This window comes from Vibrio parahaemolyticus (assembly GCF_900460535.1).
Classification (GTDB): Bacteria; Pseudomonadota; Gammaproteobacteria; order Enterobacterales; family Vibrionaceae; genus Vibrio; species Vibrio parahaemolyticus.
Window position 1 is genome coordinate 917,536 of the sequence record NZ_UHIL01000001.1, and the last position, 17,087, is coordinate 934,622.

Below are 17,087 nucleotides of genomic sequence, written 5' to 3' on the forward strand. Positions count from 1 at the left end.
TTGTGATGGATGATGAAGATAACAAATGCGATTGTCCGCCACCCGGTCTCCCGTTGTGGATGGGGACATTCGCGGACTTGATGTCGTTGTTGATGTGCTTCTTCGTACTGCTGCTTTCATTCTCTGAAATGGATGTTTTGAAGTTCAAACAGATTGCTGGTTCGATGAAGTTTGCATTTGGTGTGCAAAACCAACTGGAAGTGAAAGACATTCCTAAAGGCACCAGCATCATCGCACAAGAATTTAGACCAGGCCGTCCTGAGCCGACACCGATTGATGTCATCATGCAACAAACCATGGACATCACTCAGCAGACGCTAGAATTCCACGAAGGTGAGTCTGACCGAGCTGGTGGTACTAAGCGTGATGAAGGCAAGCTGACGGGCGGTCAATCACCGGAAACTTCGACACAAAGCAATCAGTCCGCAGAGTCAGATATGCAACAGCAGCAGTCTGAAGAGATGTCACAAGAGATGGAAACCTTGATGGAGAGCATCAAGAAGGCGCTCGAACGTGAAATCGAACAAGGCGCGATTGAAGTGGAGAACCTCGGTCAGCAAATCGTTATACGAATGCGAGAGAAAGGCGCATTCCCAGAAGGTTCTGCATTCCTGCAACCGAAGTTCAGACCATTAGTGCGACAGATTGCTGAGCTAGTGAAAGATGTGCCAGGTATTGTCCGAATCTCTGGTCACACGGACAATCAGCGTTTGGATTCTGAGCTGTATCGCTCGAATTGGGACTTGTCATCGCAGCGTGCGGTGTCGGTCGCTCAAGAGATGGAAAAGGTCAGAGGTTTCTCGCATCAGCGTCTTCGTGTGCGAGGTATGGCGGATACCGAGCCTTTGGTGCCGAATGATTCTGATGAAAACCGCGCACTTAACCGTCGTGTTGAAATCAGTATCATGCAAGGTGAACCTTTATACAGTGAAGAAGTGCCCGTTATTCAATAACAAAGCGCGTCTATAAATAGTTTAGAAGATAAAAAGCGAGCAGAGTGCTCGCTTTTTTATTAAAGATTTTTAGTCGAGAGTCGCTTGTTCTTAAAATCGTAGCCTTGCCTGCAATCCAAGGCATTCTCGCTGCACCTAGCATCTTAAGGTTGTTTGGGTATATAATCTTGCGCCCTAAAAGTGAGCTCATTACATCGTTGAAAACGGCGTGCCTTTCACGCGGATTTCGATTTGATTCTATAGTTATGAGAGTTCACTCATTGTTGATTGCGAAACTAACCTGCGAATTAGACTATGAAATTTATTGTAAAGCCCCATCCAGAAATTTTTGTAAAAAGTGAATCTGTGCGTAAGCGCTTCACAAAGATTTTAGAGTGCAACATTCGTAATATCGTCAAGAGCCGCACGGAATCTGTCGCAGTATTTAACCGTCGTGATCACATTGAAGTGACCTCTGAGAGCAACGAATACCACGCTGAAGTTTTAGAAATCCTGACTCACACGCCAGGCATTCATCACGTTCTAGAAGTGAAGCAATCTGAGTTTAAAGACCTGCACGACATCTACGAGCAGGTGCTGGAACTTAGCCGTCCGCTTATTGAAAATAAAACGTTTGTGGTGCGTGCAAAACGCCGTGGTAAGCATGACTTCACGTCTATCGAGCTTGAACGTTACGTTGGTGGTGGTCTAAACCAAGCAGTAGAAAGCGCACGCGTTAAATTACACAACCCTGATGTGACGGTAAAAGTTGAAGTATCGGGTGACAAACTTAACCAAGTGTTGGCACGTTACAAAGGTCTAGGTGGCTTCCCTCTAGGTACTCAAGAAGACGTACTAAGCCTGATCTCAGGTGGTTTCGACTCTGGTGTATCAAGCTACCTACACATCAAACGTGGCTCTAAAGTTCACTACTGTTTCTTTAACCTAGGTGGCCCAGCTCATGAAATCGGCGTTAAGCAGGTTTCTCACTACCTATGGAACAAATACGGCTCATCAGCGAAAGTGCGTTTCATCTCTGTTGATTTCGAACCTGTGGTTGCTGAAATTCTTGAGAAAGTAGATGACGGTCAAATGGGCGTCATCTTGAAGCGTATGTTCATGCGCGCTGCTGGCATGATTGCTGAGAAGTTTAAGATTGAAGCGTTGGTAACGGGTGAAGCTCTTGGCCAGGTATCTAGCCAAACGCTAACGAACCTTCGTCACATCGATAATGTTACGGATACGCTGATTCTGCGTCCTCTTATCAACTGGGATAAAGAAGACATCATCAACTTAGCTCGTGAAATCGGCACAGAAGACTTCGCGAAAACCATGCCTGAGTACTGTGGCGTGATCTCTAAGAAGCCAACAGTAAAAGCGGTGAAAGAGAAGCTAGAAGCAGAAGAAGCGAAGTTTGACTTCAGCATTCTAGAGAAAGTGGTTTACGAAGCGCGTCAAATGGACATTCGTGATATCGCAAAAGAATCTGAGCAAGCGGCACCAGAAGTCGAGCAAGTACAAGCGGTAGAAGAACACGCAGTGGTACTGGATATTCGTAGCCCTGATGAGGAAGACGATAACCCACTAGAAATCGCTGGTGTGGATGTGAAACACATTCCGTTCTACAAGCTGGGTACGCAGTTCGGTGACCTAGACCAGTCGAAAACTTACCTACTGTACTGTGACCGTGGCGTAATGAGCCGTCTGCAAGCGCTTTACTTGCAAGAGCAAGGCTTTAACAACGTGAAAGTTTACCGTCCATAGTCACTCAGTAAATAAACACTCTTTCGATGTCCGCCAATGGCGGTGATCTGAAGCAGACCCAAAGCGCAAATTGCTGATGTGATTTGCGCTTTTTTGTTTTTGATCGCGCAATAAATAAGCGTAACTCGGCATAATGTTGAGGCTTATCGCAAAGCTATATTGGTTGTGTTGATATAACGATAATTAATCCGAAATACAGATAAAAAGTGATGTTGATTCCAGATTTGAAAGATGGGATTTTCTTTAGATAAAAAAACACCGCCTAAAAAGGCGGTGTAACAAATTTGACAGACAGGTCAAAAATAAATACAGGAAGTATCTGTTTTGTCACAGGGAGTGTGGACAAAACATCATGGTAGAAATCTACCTAACTCGAAATACGAGTTTGCAAACACAACATCGCAACAACGAAGCCAATTGATTTCCAAGGAAATCAAGCCGTTCAGGCTCGTGTTGCGGGGTGAAATATAGAATTTATCTGGCTGTTCGACAACGGACATTTTATAATGTTTCAGATTAAAAAAACTAATCCTATTTGAGGTCCCATATGTCTCGCAGATTGCCTCCTTTAAATTCGCTTCGAGTATTTGAAGCAGCCGCTCGTCATCTCAGTTTTACGCGTGCGGCAGAAGAGTTATTTGTGACTCAAGCCGCAGTGAGTCATCAAATTAAAGCCCTAGAAGAGTTTCTATCTCTAAAACTTTTCCGTCGCCGTAACCGTTCTTTGCTGTTAACAGAAGAAGGGCAAAGTTACTTTCTCGACATCAAAGACATCTTTACCTCGATTGCTGAAGCTACCGATAAGGTATTGGAACGTAGCGAAAAAGGTGCGTTGACCATCAGCTTGCCACCGAGCTTTGCCATTCAGTGGTTGGTGCCTCGTTTGGCGGACTTTAATGCTCAGGAGCCAGACATTGATGTACGCATCAAAGCCGTGGATATGGATGAAGGTTCACTGACTGATGATGTAGATGTAGCGATCTACTACGGCCGTGGGAACTGGCCGGGTTTGCGAGCGGATAAACTGTACCAAGAGTTTCTGATCCCACTTTGTTCACCTTCGTTACTTTTAGGTAACAAACCATTAGAATCTCTAAGTGACCTCAAATTACACACTTTGTTACATGATACTTCGCGTAAAGATTGGAAGCAGTTCGCTCGTCATTACAACATCGAAGGCATTAACGTGAATCACGGTCCGATTTTCAGCCACTCGACGATGGTGCTGCAGGCTGCTGCACACGGACAAGGCGTAGCATTGGGCAACAACGTGTTAGCAAAACCAGAAATGGAAGCGGGACGACTGATTGCGCCGTTTGATGAGGTGCTTATCTCCAAAAATGCCTTCTATGTGGTGTGCCATGAGCAGCAGGCAGACATGGGACGCATCGCGACATTTAGAGATTGGATGCTGGCAACGGCGAGAAAAGAACAAGAGGAAGTATTGGATGAGCCAGTGGATAGTTGAGGGGCCTGAAAACGGGCCGCTGTTTGTTTTTGCTCACGGCGCAGGGGCGGGGATGGAGCATGACTTCATGACTGCTGTCGCCAAAGGATTAGTTGAGCAAGGCATTCGTGTGGTGCGTTTTAATTTCCCTTACATGGTGAAACGTTCGGAAGATGGCAAAAAGCGTCCGCCCGATCGCACCCCAAAGTTGCTCGAAGCATACAGCGAAGTGATCGCTCACTTTGCTTCTTCTCCCGTGGTCATTGGTGGCAAGTCGATGGGGGGGAGAATGGCGAGTTTACTCGCAGAGCACGAGCTGGTGGCGGGCATTGCCTGTTTAGGCTTTCCATTTCACCCTCCGGGTAAGCCAGAAAAATTCAAAGGTGATCATCTTGCAAGCATCGACAAGCCCACTCTGATTCTTCAAGGTGAGCGAGATACTTTTGGTAAGCGTGAAGAGTTTGATGAGTTTGTCTTTTCTCAGCAAGTAAAAGTGAGCTTCTTACCTGATGGCGACCATAGCTTTAAGCCGCGCAAGAGCTCGGGACATACCGAAGCGGGCAATATTGCACTTGCAGTAGAGCAACTGTCAGCATTCATCAATGAGGTGTGCAGTGAAAAGTAAGTGGTTACTCTCTTTTGCGGGACTTTCGGGACTAGTTTCTGTTGCACTAGGTGCTTTCGCAGCGCACGGCTTAAAAGCCAAGCTTGCGCCTTATTTGCTTGGCGTGTTTGAGACGGGTGTGTTGTATCAGTTCATCCACACCTTAGCGGTTGCATTTTGTGCCATTTTGCTTCTGCTCAATTTGGGACAAAAAGCACAAAAATATTTTTTCATCGCGGCGATTTGCTTTATCATCGGCATCTTTTGTTTTAGCGGCAGTCTTTACGCGCTGGCGCTGACGGGCATTAAATGGTTTGGACCCATCACCCCAATGGGAGGATTCATGTTCATGATCGGCTGGTGTCTGTTCTTTTTTGCTGCGTTTAATATCAAAGAGGTCTCCAAGTGAAACAACTAATGCTCTATTGCCGTGCTGGCTTTGAGAAAGAGTGTGCTGGTGAAATTCAGGACAAAGCGACACAGTTGGAAGTGTATGGCTTTCCTCGTGTGAAGAAAAACTCAGGTTATGTTGTCTTCGAGTGTTACCAAGATGGAGACGCAGAGAAGCTAGTTAAAGGCTTAGACTTTAGCTCATTGATTTTTGCGCGTCAGATGTTTGCTGTAGCGGCTGAGTTTGAAGCGCTGCCAAGTGAAGACCGCATCAGCCCAATTCTTGCCGAGCTGTCAGAGTTTGAATCGTTCCCACGTTGTGGCGATCTACGTATCGAAACGCCAGATACGAACGAAGCAAAAGAGCTATTGAAGTTCTGCCGCAAGTTCACCGTACCAATGCGCCAAGCGTTGCGTGGAAAAGGCTTGATGTGGAATAAAGACAACGCGAAGAAGCCAGTGCTACACATCTGTTTTGTCGCACCGGGTCATTGTTATGTGGGTTACTCACTACCAGGCAACAACTCGCAGTTCTTTATGGGTATCCCTCGCTTGAAATTCCCAGCAGACGCACCAAGCCGTTCAACGCTAAAACTGGAAGAAGCTTTCCACGTATTTATTCCGCGAGATGAGTGGGATGAGCGTTTGGCGCCAGGCATGTGGGGCGTTGACTTAGGTGCATGTCCAGGTGGTTGGACGTACCAATTAGTGAAACGTTCTATGTTCGTTCATTGTGTTGATAATGGCATGATGGCAGACAGCTTGATGGAAACCGGTCAAATTAAGCACCACATGGTGGATGGCTTTAAGTTTGAACCAGACCGCAAGAACGTGACTTGGATTGTGTGTGATATGGTTGAGAAACCAGCTCGCGTGGCACATCTTATGGGCCAATGGCTGCTTAAAGGTTGGGCGAAAGAAGCCATCTTTAACCTGAAATTGCCAATGAAAGGTCGTTACGATGAAGTACTGCAAGATCTTGAAAATCTAAAAATGTTCTTGATTGAGAACAAGGTGAAATTCAAGCTGCAAGCGAAGCATCTGTATCATGACCGTGAAGAGATCACGATTCACATTCAGTGTCTATCTAATATCTCTCCGCACTAAGTTATCGTTTCTATGTGGTTGAACATTATTAAAAAAGCGCCTACTTCAGGCGCTTTTTTTGCGGTTTAGGAATCGCGACAGTCACTCAATTACTGGTTGGTTGGCCACATCTCTTCCCATTTTACTGATTCCATGTTGTCTTCGATGCTATCTGGCGTTTGAGCAAAAAAGTCTAATCCAGTTTGACGTTCAACTTCGTCAATGGTGGTAATAAAGTTGGCTAACTCAGAGCTTGAAACATCGCGATGCGGGACAATGAACGCAATGGCTTCATCAAAGCTTGGATCAAGAATGACTTTGTAAAATGCGCTCGGGATCGCCACACCATTACCGATTGTTCCTTCGTTACCTTGGTAAATCGGCCCAGTCACCACATAAAGCTCATTGTACTCATTGGCGAGGTCACGAACATGTTCCTCTAGAACGCGCCAACCAACTCGGTTAAACCCCGGCAGTTGAGGTGACATGTTACTCATCAAAAAGCTTTGCTTCATTGACTCTTGGGTGAAATCCATTGTCGCTGACGGCGCAAGGTGCCCTCTGTCGTATCCTGATCCTTTGTAGTCCGCTAGGGTAGAGCGTGCGTAATCCGGCATTTCAGTGTCTTCTTGGAAGGCGTTACTGCGTTTGTTGGTGATGTTCACGCTTTCCGCGGTAATGTGGTAAGCAACCCAGTCTGCATTTTTGGTGTTGTAGTTGTACCCAACCGCATAGCCATCTCTGCAAAGGAACTGATCGCTGTTGCTTGAAGGTATGCCTTTATCAAGGTGTTGACCGCAAGTTTCAGCAAGAGTAGGGAAGGATAAGAGTGTGACTAAAGATACTAAGATGATGTTTTTCATTATTTTTCTCCGTTATTAAGAGATTTAAAAATAATGAAATTACTCACTAAGACTGTGAATTAGCTTATAAATTAATCAGTATCTTGTAGGTTAATGATGAGGTAAATATCATTGCCGTGAATGTAAAGGGTTACACAACAGATTTTATAAACGTGTTGCTAACCCAAAACTCACAGCGTAAAAGAGATGTGCTTACTCGGCTTTATTTGGTCCGGTAAAGCGAATGTCTTGCAGGTTAAAGCCGAGCTCGATATCGCATTTCAACGCCGCTACTCGTTTACATAGACGTGCAGACTCAATGTGTTCATCCAGTTTCTTGCGATATTTCGGTGCAAGTTCATCGCTGGCGTAGGCCGCTTCAATGTCTTCAAATTGAGTTAGGATCTCTTTGGCAGCTTTTGGTCCAATGCCCGGAACGCCCGGCACTTGGCTTGAACTAATGCCAGTTAACCCCCAATAATCAGCGAGTTGGCTTGGCTTTACGCCAAACTCTTTCTCGATAAACGGTTCATCCAACCAACGGTGTTGAAAGTAATCGCGAATTTGCAGCGTCGGTGAAAGTAACTGGCAGTAGCCTTTGTCGGTTGAAACGATCGTTACTTTCTCGCCGTGGCTTGCCACTTTGGTCGCCAGTGTCGCAACTAAATCGTCCGCCTCATCGCCTTCTGATAGCAGTGAATCAATACCTTGCTCCCACCATGCTTGTTGGATGGCATCCAAACCTTGCATCAGCGGCTCTGGCATCGGTTTGCGATTTTGCTTGTAGTCAGGAAGGATTTCAGCGCGCCAACCTCTATCTTGTTCATGGTGATCAAACACCGCGATGATATGTGTTGGTTTCGCTTCGGAAAGAATACGCGTAAGGGTTCGCTGAGTCGTCGTGATGGTTCTTGCGATGTCAGTTGGATCCGGCTGTGCAGAGTGCACACGGCGAATCAAGTTGAGGGCATCAATAATAACAAGATGAATAGACATAATGACTTAGCAATAAAAAAGGGGCGTAATGCCCCTAGTGTAACGAATGCAAGCCAGACTATCGACCACCAATTTATGGATGGGCAATTCGATAGCATGGTTCGTAATCAGAACCGCCTGGCAATTTCATTCGATGCTGTTCAACGAAGTCTTGCAGTAGCTTGTCGAGCTTCTTCATCAGTACAGGATCGCCATGAATGGAAAATGGACCTTTGCATTCGATTTCGCGAATGCCCTCGGCTTTGACGTTACCTGCCACAATACCAGAGAAGGCTTTGCGTAAGTTAGCCGCCAGAACCTGAGGTTCTTGATCCAAGTTCAAATTCAACCCTTCCATTGATGTATGCGTTGGGTCAAATGGCAGTTGGAAATCCGGTTCGATTTTCAATGACCAGTTGAAGCTGTAAGCATCGCCTTTTTCTTTACGGTGAAGGCGTACATCTTCCATCGAGCGCTTCATGATACGTGCAACTTCTGCAGGATCATCAATGACGATTTGGTAGTGTTTTTGACCTTCTTCACCTAAGGTATCGCGAATAAACGCATCGATAGAACGGAAGTATTCTTCGCTCTCTTTTGGTCCGGTTAACACAATCGGCATCGGCTGATCAGCATTGTCTGGATGCATCATGATACCAAGAATGTACAGCAACTCTTCAGCAGTACCCGGACCACCCGGGAAGATCACAATACCATGCGCCATACGAACAAACGCTTCTAAACGTTTTTCGATGTCCGGCATGATGATCAGCTCGTTGACGATTGGGTTTGGCGGCTCAGCGGCAATGATTGAAGGCTCTGTCAAGCCAAGGTAGCGTTGCTCAGTGTAACGTTGTTTAGCGTGACCGATTGCCGCTCCTTTCATCGGGCCTTCCATCGCACCTGGTCCACAACCCGTACAGATATTAAGTTCACGTAAGCCAAGCTCGTTACCCACTTCGCGCGTGTATTGGTATTCAACGCCATTGATTGAATGGCCGCCCCAACAGACGACGAGATTTGGTTCAATACCGGGAGTGAGCGCGCCTGCGTTACGCAAAATACCAAACACAAGGTTGGTAATATGCGTTGGGTTAGTGAGATTTAGGCGCTGGCTGTCAGCCAAGTGCATGTTCACATAAACGATGTCACGCAGTACAGAGAATAAGTGTTCTTGAATGCCTTTTATGATCTCTCCATCGACGAACGCATGCTCTGGTGGGTCGGTCAGCTCTAGCTTAATGCCACGCTCGCGGCGCACTACATTCACATCAAACGATTGGTGTTTATCGAGAAGCTCTTTGGAGTTATCTGTGTGGCTACCAGAGTTCAATACCGCTAACGTACAGTTACGATAAAGCTGGTAAAGATCACTCGAAGCGGTTTTCTTTAAGCGTTCAACTTCCAGTTGGGATAGCAAGTCCATGCTACCTGCGGGGCTTATATGGGTAATCATAACGCCTCCTTGTGTTGCATTATTTTGAGGGATAGTTCCAACGCATCTTACTTAGTTGTACGTGTCGTTTTACTCAGATGGCTGGAGGGTTTGGTTTTATGGTTATCGAGTCCCAAGCAACCTCAAGATGCCATATTCGTCATGAATGAATACATCATCTTGAAGTGACTTGGGTTTTAACAGCTTAGCAGACTGAAAGGGGATAAATGTGATAACTCGTTGAAAATGGGAGGTTATGAGCGTTTGAGAGGGGGGGGAAGTGTTTGTTTGCTTGTTTTTTGAACGGTTTTTAGTTCCAGTTTAGCTGGTTTGTGCCCCGTTTTTTAGCGTCAGTGAGCATTTGCCCAAGGCGATCGAGCACATATTCTGGTGCGTCTGATTCCTTAAATGAAGTAGAGACGGCTGTCAGAGTAATGATGATGTTTTGCTCGCGGAACTTAAACGGCAGCTGACAGATATCGCGCTGAATATTCTTCATCAGCTCTAACGTGTATTCTTCACTTTGTTCTGGAATCAGCAGAATAAACTCTTCACCGCCAAAGCGAGCGACGGTTTCGGTATCAGACACGCTCTTATTGATGGCTCGAGCGATGATCTTCAGCGCTTTATCACCAGCGGTATAACCATAACTGTCGTTTACGGCTTTGAAGTTATCGACATCAAACAGTACCACTCGTAGATTTTGTTGAGAGCGAATCCAACGACGGTATTCGAGCTCAAGACGATCGTTAAATGCTGTTCGGTTGTAAACCTTCGTGAGTGGATCAAGCAACATTCGCTGTGTCTGGTCGTCTAAGCGGCGGCGGTAATCTTGTGTGGTTTCAAACACCGCTTCAAGCTGATTTTTGCTGTAGCTTAAACGCTCTTGCAGGGCCTGTTCTCTCTCTTCCGTCATCTTGAGGCGCTCGGTTAACGAGGCCATTTTTGCCAGCAATGGAGCGACTTCTTGTTTGAGTTCTGCTAAATCCTGTGCTTGGTCGAGAGATTGTTGGCTGAGCTCAACCAAACCATTCATTTCCGTATTCAGCTCTTGGCGATGCTCAAAATAAGTATGGTGTTGATCGACGTTTTGATGGACGGTTTTGAGGTTACTCGCCAGCGCTGAGTTTAACTGATCGAGAAATTGGCTTGATGCTTTGCGCTCAAACTTAGTCGCTTCGACGACTAACTTCAGAGTGCTTAACGTCAGCTCGATTAAGGATTCTGCATTCACGCCAAGCAACAGTTTTGCACGAATATCAAGCAGTCTCTCGCCACATTCGCCTTCAAAATCAAGTTCTGTAATCGTATGTTGTAGATCGACGGCGAGGCATTCTAGTTGAGATTTGTCTGGGTTGTTTTCGAATTCGCTGAGTTGTAAACGCGAGTTCGAAGTGATGATTTTAATCGCGCGTTCGTAGATGCTCAGTAGACGGGTAGCTTGATCGACTTTCTTCCCTGCGTGTACTTCCGAGAAGCTCATTAAGTTGCGCAGTTCGCGTTTTAACTGCGCTGGCAAACCCGTAACACGTTGGAGTGTCTCACCGCTGTGTTTGATTTGTTCATCGAGGTAGCCGTTCTGTTTATCCATCGTTTTCGACTGCTGTTTGAGCATTCTTTCAAGTACCGCCAAACGCGGGATCAGAGTGCTGATGTCTTTTTGATGTTGCAGCTCTTGCTGAATTTCAAACAGATAGTTAGCAACTTGGGTGTTTGAGCCTTGGCAAGCAGACGACAAAGATGCCACAACGCGCTTGAGAACTTGTTGTTCTCGCTTAAATTTGAGCGAAGTATCACGATGTGTCAGCCTGAGTTGGTCAAGTTGACAACTCAGCTGATGAAGCTGCGACTGAATATCGGATTCCAAGATTCCCATGAAACGACTACGGTTAAGTCCATGTACTACTGACAATTAACTGATAATAACAAAAAACTTTATAGCGTCATTAGTTATTACGCTTAACCGATGGTTAATTATCCATTTTTTAATATTTTCTTGATGTCGTCCTCATTCTTGTAAGAGGAGTGGATCTTGATCAGGCCTTGGTTGATGGCATGTTGGCAAGCGGTTCTTATGTTACCGGTTGCAAAGCTTGCTGCTGGCGCGTTGTCTATGGCTTTCAAAAATACCCAATGACTTTGTTTATCTTTGAGGCTAACTTCGCGTGCAATGTGCGTCGCAAGTAGCAGTAAATCGAGCAGCTCTTCGTCATTGATAGCGGTGTAAGCACGAGGCAAGAACGGGTAGTCGCTGATGCCCATACGAATGATGCGATTGACGTTATGCTGAGTCGCAAATTCGTCTACCCACGCTTGGAATTTTTCAAACATGACTTCGGCAGAGGCGTCGCGGTCTGCGTTAGGTTCGATGTAGAGTAAGTTTGCATCCGAGAAGTGGTACAAACGTGCCGGTTTTTCGATGCGCTCTGCTAGGTATTCACCGAATGCGCGTTCTAATTCTAAGCCCGCTTTGTAACCATTTTGAACGTACATGCTGCGTAAGAACGGTAGGTCGATCATCACAAAACGTAGTCGGTCGTTGAGCGGTTCATGGATAAGTTCACCCATTTGCCACTGTTCAAAAGTGTCACGCGATTTTTTCAGTGAGCGAGACAACTTCACGTTCAGCATGCGCAGATTACGTAAGCGAGAGCGGGAATGGGTAAAGAGGTCGTTGCGAAGTTTCTCGATTTCACCCGCTTGGCGCTGCATGATCACGCCGCGGCGCATAATGAACAAAAACATAACCAGAACGGTGATGAATAGGGCAAAGGAAATTTTCTGGAACTTACGATGTTCCATTTCCACCTGCTCTAGACGCTCTGATTGACCGACATAGTGAATGGTCTGTTCCGCAAACTCTTTTTGCTGACGGAACGCATCTTCACTAATTTGGTTGAGTTGTTTTTGCTCCAAACGCACTAAGCTGGTGTATTTTTTGTACGCTTGCAGTGACAGTTGATATTCGCCCGCCTGTTCGTAACCCAAGCCTAACAAACGGTAAGATTGCTGCTTGATGAAGTTTTTGTTTTCCGGCGCTTTTTCGACAAGCTCTAAGGCTTTCTTCGCGTTTTCAATTACTTTTTTGCTGTCGTTCTGATGATAAGCGAGACCAGACTGAAGTAGGGCGGCTTTCGCTTCAAGCTGAGGGATATCCGCGTATTCCAGTAACTCTGTCGCACGTTCCAGATATTGCTCTGCAAGTGCGTAGTTGTAGAGTTGCAGGTAAGTCGCAGCCAAGCTCAACCGAATCTTGATGGTGCGATTGATATTACGACTGGTGCTTTCGTGATCCAGTACGTTGAAGTAGTGCACCAAAGCAAGGTTGAACTTGCCTTGATAAAAATAGATGTCGCCCATTTGTTCAAGCACATCGGCCAAAATAGGGGAGCTTGGGTAAGAGTCGTAGAAATCTGCAGCCTGAGACAGATATTCAATGGCTTTGTCGTAAACACGACGTTCTTGGAAAAGTCTCGCCAGCAAGCGGTTTACTTTGGCAAGGCGAGTACCGCTGTCACTTTCGATGGACTGCCAATAACCGTAAAGCAGTTCTGAAAGCGCAAGGTTGTATTTTTTACTGTTAAGGTAAAACTCACCAACAGAAGTGTAGTAATCAATTAAGGCCAAATCGGAACGACTGTCCTCAAGCATGCTTTTCGCTTGAGCATACAAACGCTCTGCGCCAACGTTATCGCCACGATGAGCCGCTAGCAGGGCTCGTTGCATCACCATACGATAACGGACGCTGTCTGTACGTTGAAGTACAGAGTCGGCTTCGTCTAGCTGTTTTTCAATTTGATTGAGGGTGTCTTCGGCAGCTGAATAGTTGTGGTCGTACATCCAAATCATTTGGTTGCGCATGAGTTGCACATCCAAAGTCATGTAAGGCAGTTGATATTCTTTCGCGAGCTTTTCTGCTTCATTGAGGTTATCGATCGCTGAGCGGACATTGCCCATTGTATAGTCGGCTTGCGCAATGATCTTGTGTGCTTCGATGGTGCTGGCTGGGGTACGAATGCTGCGATCGGTCTCTTCTCGAGACATCGCAGAAGGGCTGCCGCTTTCTTTACGTTCGGTCAGTTCGCGTTGCGATAAGTAGTTTTTGGCTGCTTGCTTTGCTTGAGCTGGCTCTATCTCAGCCAGTTGTTGTGCTTCGTTAAGCAAAGCAGAAGATAAAATGGTCGCGTGAAGTGGCTGTGCCAAGAGTAGACAAAAAAAGCCTATTAATTTAATTAGACGCGAACTGTCCCAAAACATTCTTTTCGTTCCCTCGAACTGTTTTAGATAGCGGATAAACCCAAATGACTTCAACTTGCTTTTTATAGCCGGTTGAAGTCGTTTGGTATAGTAACATGCTTGGGCAATAAAAACGCCCGGCAATCCTCTTGATTGCCGAACTTATTTCTGCCTATCACGCTATTATTGACGAGCCATGCGATGATTATGAGCTGGCTTATCTTGTTCTGTCGAACGGTAAGGGTTGATATCCAAGCCGCCACGACGAGTGTAACGCGCAAACACAGTCAATTTGTTTGGTTGGCAGTATTTCATCAGGTCAGTGAAAATACGTTCTACACATTGCTCATGGAACTCGTTGTGTTCACGGAAAGACACCAAATAGCGCAGCAACTTCTCACGATCGATCTTGGCACCTTGGTAGCGAATTTCAACGCTCCCCCAGTCTGGCTGGTTGGTGATCAAACAGTTCGATTTCAATAGGTGGCTATGCAGCACTTCTTCTACTTGCTCTTCGCCAGCAGATCCTGCTAGCAAATCAGCATCAAAATCGTAGCTGTTGATTTCAATGTCTTGGTCGTCAATGCATTCGCCTTCCATTGTCACGATAGGTTGGTTGGTGTAGTGACCTACAGGGTTCACTTCGACCAACACCTTTTCGCCCGCACACGCGGATAGGTCTTGCGTTAAACGCTCCGCTACTTCTTCCCAACTCGCGAAACGGGTTTGGTTGTAGCTATTTAGGTAGAGCTTAAATGACTTCGACTCAATTAAGTTTGTACTGGTTGCAGGAATGTACACTTCACCAACGGCCACTTGAGGCAAGCCTCTGCTGTTTAGCCAAGACAGTTCGTACAGAGTCCAAATGTCATGTCCCAAGAAAGGTAAGGTGTCGCCTAGTTCAAGGTCATCACGGTTTAGGCTGCGAGGTACAGGTTGCAGTAGGCTTGCATCGTACTGGTTAGCGTACTCAGTCTTTTTGCCCAGCGTCAGGCCAGCAAGCTCTTTAGCGTCAGAATATTTGCTCATACTTTGTGGTCGTTTTCGATTAGAATGGCGAGAATTTTACTGAATCCGCTGATTAATTGCTATCCGGCAAATTCTGCTATCTGACAAATAAGGAATGAGGAGACCTTCATGACCCAAACCGTTACTCAGGCGCTACAAGACTTCAGCCTGCGCTACCAACAAGCTTGGCAAAATAAGCACAATGAATTGCCTCGCAATGAGGAGCTTGCTGATCTTGTTTCTCCATGTGTCGAAGAGAAGTGTGACGGCGCGGTATTGTGGAAAGCATTCCCGCGAGAAGAGATGGCGGATTTCACTAACGTTGAAAATGCGATTGAGTTGACGCTGCATGAAGACATTAAAGCGTTTTATGGCTCTCAATACAGTGCGGATATGGACGCAACGTGGCAGACGAATCCTCTGACATTGCTTCAAGTTTGGAGCGATGACGATTTTGTTCGCTTACAAGAGAACATTTTGGGTCACTTGGTGACACAGCGTCGTCTAAAGCTAAAACCGACGGTGTTTATTGCAGCGACGGATGCAGAATTGGACGTGATTTCAATTTGTAACTTAACGGGCAATGTGATCTTAGAGCGTTTAGGAACAGATAAGCGCGAAGTGCTCGCAGAGAATATTGTGGAGTTTTTGGCCAAAATTGAGGCTGCGGTGTAAGCATGTACGTTGTTGAGTTGCAATTTGAGTGTTTTGATAACACCACCGTCAGTGCGGTAGATAAAGCCATTAACGGTTTGATGGATGCGTTGCGTTACAACGGCCAAGTGCTAGGTCGTGAATTCCCGATAGTGATGGGCGATGGCGAATTTTTTGTGCGCGTGGTTTGCCCGGAACAAGACAGTTTGCATCCGCGTTATCATTCAGATTTCGTTAAAGTGTGCATGAATCGTTTGTCGGATGCGTCTTTGCTTGCGCCGAAAATGCGTATGCTTGGTCGTGATTTAAATTCAGAACAAGCGGCCGAAGACGAAGCGCCAAGTTGGCAAGTGCTCTACACGACGTATGTGCACACATGCTCGCCACTGCGCAGTGGTGAAACCTTGTTGCCAATTCCACTGTATCGTAATGATCCGACACTCAATGGCGATCATAAAGCGGTCATCAAATGGCAGACGGAATGGCAAGCGTGCGATGAAATCCAAATGGCGGGCGGGTGCCGCGCGGAGCATGCGGCGCTGCACGAAATTTGCGACGTAGACAGTGTGTTGTTCCGCCGCGGTTGGGATTTGCGTGGTCGTATCGAATACATCACCAAGATTCCAACTTACTATTACCAGTATCGCGTAGGCGGTCAGTCGTTGGAGAGCGAGAAAGCACGTAAGTGTCCGAAGTGTGGTGGAGAATGGCTGCTTGATGAGCCATTACATGACATCTTCTATTTTAAGTGCGACTCGTGCCGAATTGTTTCGAACATCTCTTGGGATCATATTAAATAGGTTCTCACCTGACGTAACTTGATAGATTGAGAAAGACTAAAAAGGGCTGATGTTTTCACATCAGCCCTTTTGTTTTCGAATAGTTCGGTTTTAGAAAAGCGGGATTACCAACCTTTCACTACGCCGCCTTTGAATAGTTTTTTCGCTGCTTCGTAAACTTCTTCAGTTTGGTAAGCTTTTACGAAGTTTTGTACGTTTTGAGCATTAACGTTCTCTTCACGCGCTACGATTAGGTTTACGTATGGAGATTCTTTATCTTCAACAAACACACCATCACGCTCTGGAGACAGGTCGATAGAGCTTGCGTAAGTGGTGTTAATGATAGACAGCGTTACGTCATCCAGAGAGCGAGGAAGTTGCGGTGCTTCTAGCTCAATGATTTCAATGTTCTTAGGGTTGCCTACGATGTCACGTACTGTAGCGAGTAGACCAACGCCATCACGTAGAGTGATCAAACCTTGTTGCTCAAGAAGCAGTAGTGAGCGACCTAGGTTGGTTGGATCGTTTGGAACCGCGATGCGTGCGCCATCTTGAATTTCATCCACAGATTTTACTTGCTTTGAGTACCCTGCGATTGGGTAAACAAACGAGTTACCTGCGATAGCCAGTTTGTAGCCGCGATCTTTAACTTGTTGATCTAGGTAAGGTTTGTGTTGGAAAGCGTTCGCATCTACAGAGCCGTCATCTAGCGCAGCGTTTGGTGTTACGTAGTCCGTGAACGTAACCAGTTCAACGTCTAGGTTGTACTTTTCTTTCGCTACTTTTGCCGCTACTTCAGCAACTTGCGCTTCAGCACCTGCAATTACGCCAACTTTTACCTTGTTTACGTCCACTTCTTTATCGCCACAACCCGCTAGAACAAGAGCAGAAGCAGCAGTTGCTACAGTCAAAAGACCTTTAAGGCTAAATTTCAT

The 17,087-nt window shown here is 46.1% G+C and carries 15 protein-coding genes; 8 read left to right on the top strand and 7 right to left on the bottom strand.

Features of this window, described 5'->3' with window-relative positions:
• The first annotated feature begins 5 nt into the window (after positions 1–5).
• The 6 genes from DYB02_RS04655 to rlmM all read left to right on the top strand — a co-directional run bounded on the left by DYB02_RS04655 (position 6) and on the right by rlmM (position 6,244).
• Positions 6–953, top strand: a complete 948-nt coding sequence (locus DYB02_RS04655; protein ID WP_005460634.1) for a flagellar motor protein MotB — start codon at positions 6–8, stop codon at positions 951–953.
• A 294-nt stretch (positions 954–1,247) separates the two neighbouring features.
• Entirely contained in the window at positions 1,248–2,696 is a 1,449-nt protein-coding gene (gene thiI, locus DYB02_RS04660; protein WP_017448801.1) for a tRNA uracil 4-sulfurtransferase ThiI, read from the top strand.
• Positions 2,697–3,243: 547 nt separating this feature from the next.
• The gene (locus DYB02_RS04665) at positions 3,244–4,164 is read left to right on the top strand and encodes a transcriptional regulator GcvA (protein ID WP_011105705.1); all 921 of its coding nucleotides are present in this window, start codon (positions 3,244–3,246) and stop codon (positions 4,162–4,164) included.
• The gene (locus tag DYB02_RS04670; protein ID WP_021822845.1) at positions 4,145–4,768 is read left to right on the top strand and encodes an alpha/beta fold hydrolase; all 624 of its coding nucleotides are present in this window, start codon (positions 4,145–4,147) and stop codon (positions 4,766–4,768) included. The genes DYB02_RS04665 and DYB02_RS04670 overlap by 20 nt, the downstream gene beginning before the upstream one ends.
• On the top strand, positions 4,758–5,156 hold the full coding sequence (locus DYB02_RS04675) for a DUF423 domain-containing protein (RefSeq protein WP_005489963.1): 399 nt from the start codon (positions 4,758–4,760) through the stop codon (positions 5,154–5,156). Before DYB02_RS04670 ends, DYB02_RS04675 begins: the two co-directional genes overlap by 11 nt.
• Positions 5,153–6,244, top strand: a complete 1,092-nt coding sequence (gene rlmM / locus DYB02_RS04680; protein ID WP_015296337.1) for a 23S rRNA (cytidine(2498)-2'-O)-methyltransferase RlmM — start codon at positions 5,153–5,155, stop codon at positions 6,242–6,244. Before DYB02_RS04675 ends, rlmM begins: the two co-directional genes overlap by 4 nt.
• An 89-nt stretch (positions 6,245–6,333) precedes the next feature.
• On the opposite strand, the gene DYB02_RS04685 is transcribed toward rlmM, so the two are convergent.
• The 6 genes from DYB02_RS04685 to queF all read right to left on the bottom strand — a co-directional run bounded on the left by DYB02_RS04685 (position 6,334) and on the right by queF (position 14,740).
• Positions 6,334–7,086: a DNA/RNA non-specific endonuclease gene (locus DYB02_RS04685; RefSeq protein ID WP_005496245.1), complete on the bottom strand. Its 753-nt coding sequence runs from the start codon at positions 7,084–7,086 to the stop codon at positions 6,334–6,336.
• A 192-nt stretch (positions 7,087–7,278) separates the two neighbouring features.
• Positions 7,279–8,061 carry a flap endonuclease Xni gene (gene xni / locus DYB02_RS04690; RefSeq protein ID WP_005459149.1) on the bottom strand — a complete coding sequence of 261 codons (783 nt, stop codon included), beginning with the start codon at positions 8,059–8,061 and terminating at the stop codon, positions 7,279–7,281.
• Positions 8,062–8,134: 73 nt separating this feature from the next.
• A complete protein-coding gene (gene ppnN, locus DYB02_RS04695; RefSeq protein ID WP_005496242.1) occupies positions 8,135–9,496 on the bottom strand; it encodes a nucleotide 5'-monophosphate nucleosidase PpnN in 1,362 nt (453 codons plus the stop codon).
• Between the two features lie 289 nt (positions 9,497–9,785).
• A complete protein-coding gene (locus DYB02_RS04700; protein WP_021822948.1) occupies positions 9,786–11,351 on the bottom strand; it encodes a GGDEF domain-containing protein in 1,566 nt (521 codons plus the stop codon).
• Positions 11,352–11,449: 98 nt separating this feature from the next.
• Positions 11,450–13,732 carry a tetratricopeptide repeat protein gene (locus DYB02_RS04705; RefSeq protein WP_024703717.1) on the bottom strand — a complete coding sequence of 761 codons (2,283 nt, stop codon included), beginning with the start codon at positions 13,730–13,732 and terminating at the stop codon, positions 11,450–11,452.
• 162 nt (positions 13,733–13,894) lie between these two features.
• Complete coding sequence (gene queF, locus DYB02_RS04710) at positions 13,895–14,740, bottom strand: NADPH-dependent 7-cyano-7-deazaguanine reductase QueF (protein WP_029804599.1); 846 nt, start codon at positions 14,738–14,740, stop codon at positions 13,895–13,897.
• 108 nt (positions 14,741–14,848) lie between these two features.
• Here queF and syd point away from each other — a divergent pair, with 108 nt between their 5' ends.
• Positions 14,849–15,394, top strand: a complete 546-nt coding sequence (gene syd / locus DYB02_RS04715) for a SecY-interacting protein (protein WP_020840191.1) — start codon at positions 14,849–14,851, stop codon at positions 15,392–15,394.
• A gap of 2 nt (positions 15,395–15,396) precedes the next feature.
• Entirely contained in the window at positions 15,397–16,173 is a 777-nt protein-coding gene (locus DYB02_RS04720; protein WP_005459158.1) for a Zn-ribbon-containing protein, read from the top strand.
• 104 nt (positions 16,174–16,277) lie between these two features.
• Here DYB02_RS04720 and DYB02_RS04725 read toward each other — a convergent pair whose 3' ends face one another.
• The gene (locus tag DYB02_RS04725) at positions 16,278–17,087 is read right to left on the bottom strand and encodes a MetQ/NlpA family lipoprotein (protein ID WP_005459159.1); all 810 of its coding nucleotides are present in this window, start codon (positions 17,085–17,087) and stop codon (positions 16,278–16,280) included.

What these genes read in the sequence shown, in the direction of transcription:
- DYB02_RS04655 (WP_005460634.1), top strand. Translation starts at nt 6, where the DNA reads ATGGATGATGAAGATAACAAATGCGATTGTCCGCCACCCGGTCTCCCG.
- thiI (WP_017448801.1), top strand. Translation starts at nt 1,248, where the DNA reads ATGAAATTTATTGTAAAGCCCCATCCAGAAATTTTTGTAAAAAGTGAA.
- DYB02_RS04665 (WP_011105705.1), top strand. Translation starts at nt 3,244, where the DNA reads ATGTCTCGCAGATTGCCTCCTTTAAATTCGCTTCGAGTATTTGAAGCA.
- DYB02_RS04670 (WP_021822845.1), top strand. Translation starts at nt 4,145, where the DNA reads ATGAGCCAGTGGATAGTTGAGGGGCCTGAAAACGGGCCGCTGTTTGTT.
- DYB02_RS04685 (WP_005496245.1), bottom strand. Translation starts at nt 7,086, where the DNA reads ATGAAAAACATCATCTTAGTATCTTTAGTCACACTCTTATCCTTCCCT.
- xni (WP_005459149.1), bottom strand. Translation starts at nt 8,061, where the DNA reads ATGTCTATTCATCTTGTTATTATTGATGCCCTCAACTTGATTCGCCGT.
- ppnN (WP_005496242.1), bottom strand. Translation starts at nt 9,496, where the DNA reads ATGATTACCCATATAAGCCCCGCAGGTAGCATGGACTTGCTATCCCAA.
- DYB02_RS04700 (WP_021822948.1), bottom strand. Translation starts at nt 11,351, where the DNA reads ATGGGAATCTTGGAATCCGATATTCAGTCGCAGCTTCATCAGCTGAGT.
- DYB02_RS04705 (WP_024703717.1), bottom strand. Translation starts at nt 13,732, where the DNA reads ATGTTTTGGGACAGTTCGCGTCTAATTAAATTAATAGGCTTTTTTTGT.
- queF (WP_029804599.1), bottom strand. Translation starts at nt 14,740, where the DNA reads ATGAGCAAATATTCTGACGCTAAAGAGCTTGCTGGCCTGACGCTGGGC.
- syd (WP_020840191.1), top strand. Translation starts at nt 14,849, where the DNA reads ATGACCCAAACCGTTACTCAGGCGCTACAAGACTTCAGCCTGCGCTAC.
- DYB02_RS04720 (WP_005459158.1), top strand. Translation starts at nt 15,397, where the DNA reads ATGTACGTTGTTGAGTTGCAATTTGAGTGTTTTGATAACACCACCGTC.
- DYB02_RS04725 (WP_005459159.1), bottom strand. Translation starts at nt 17,087, where the DNA reads ATGAAATTTAGCCTTAAAGGTCTTTTGACTGTAGCAACTGCTGCTTCT.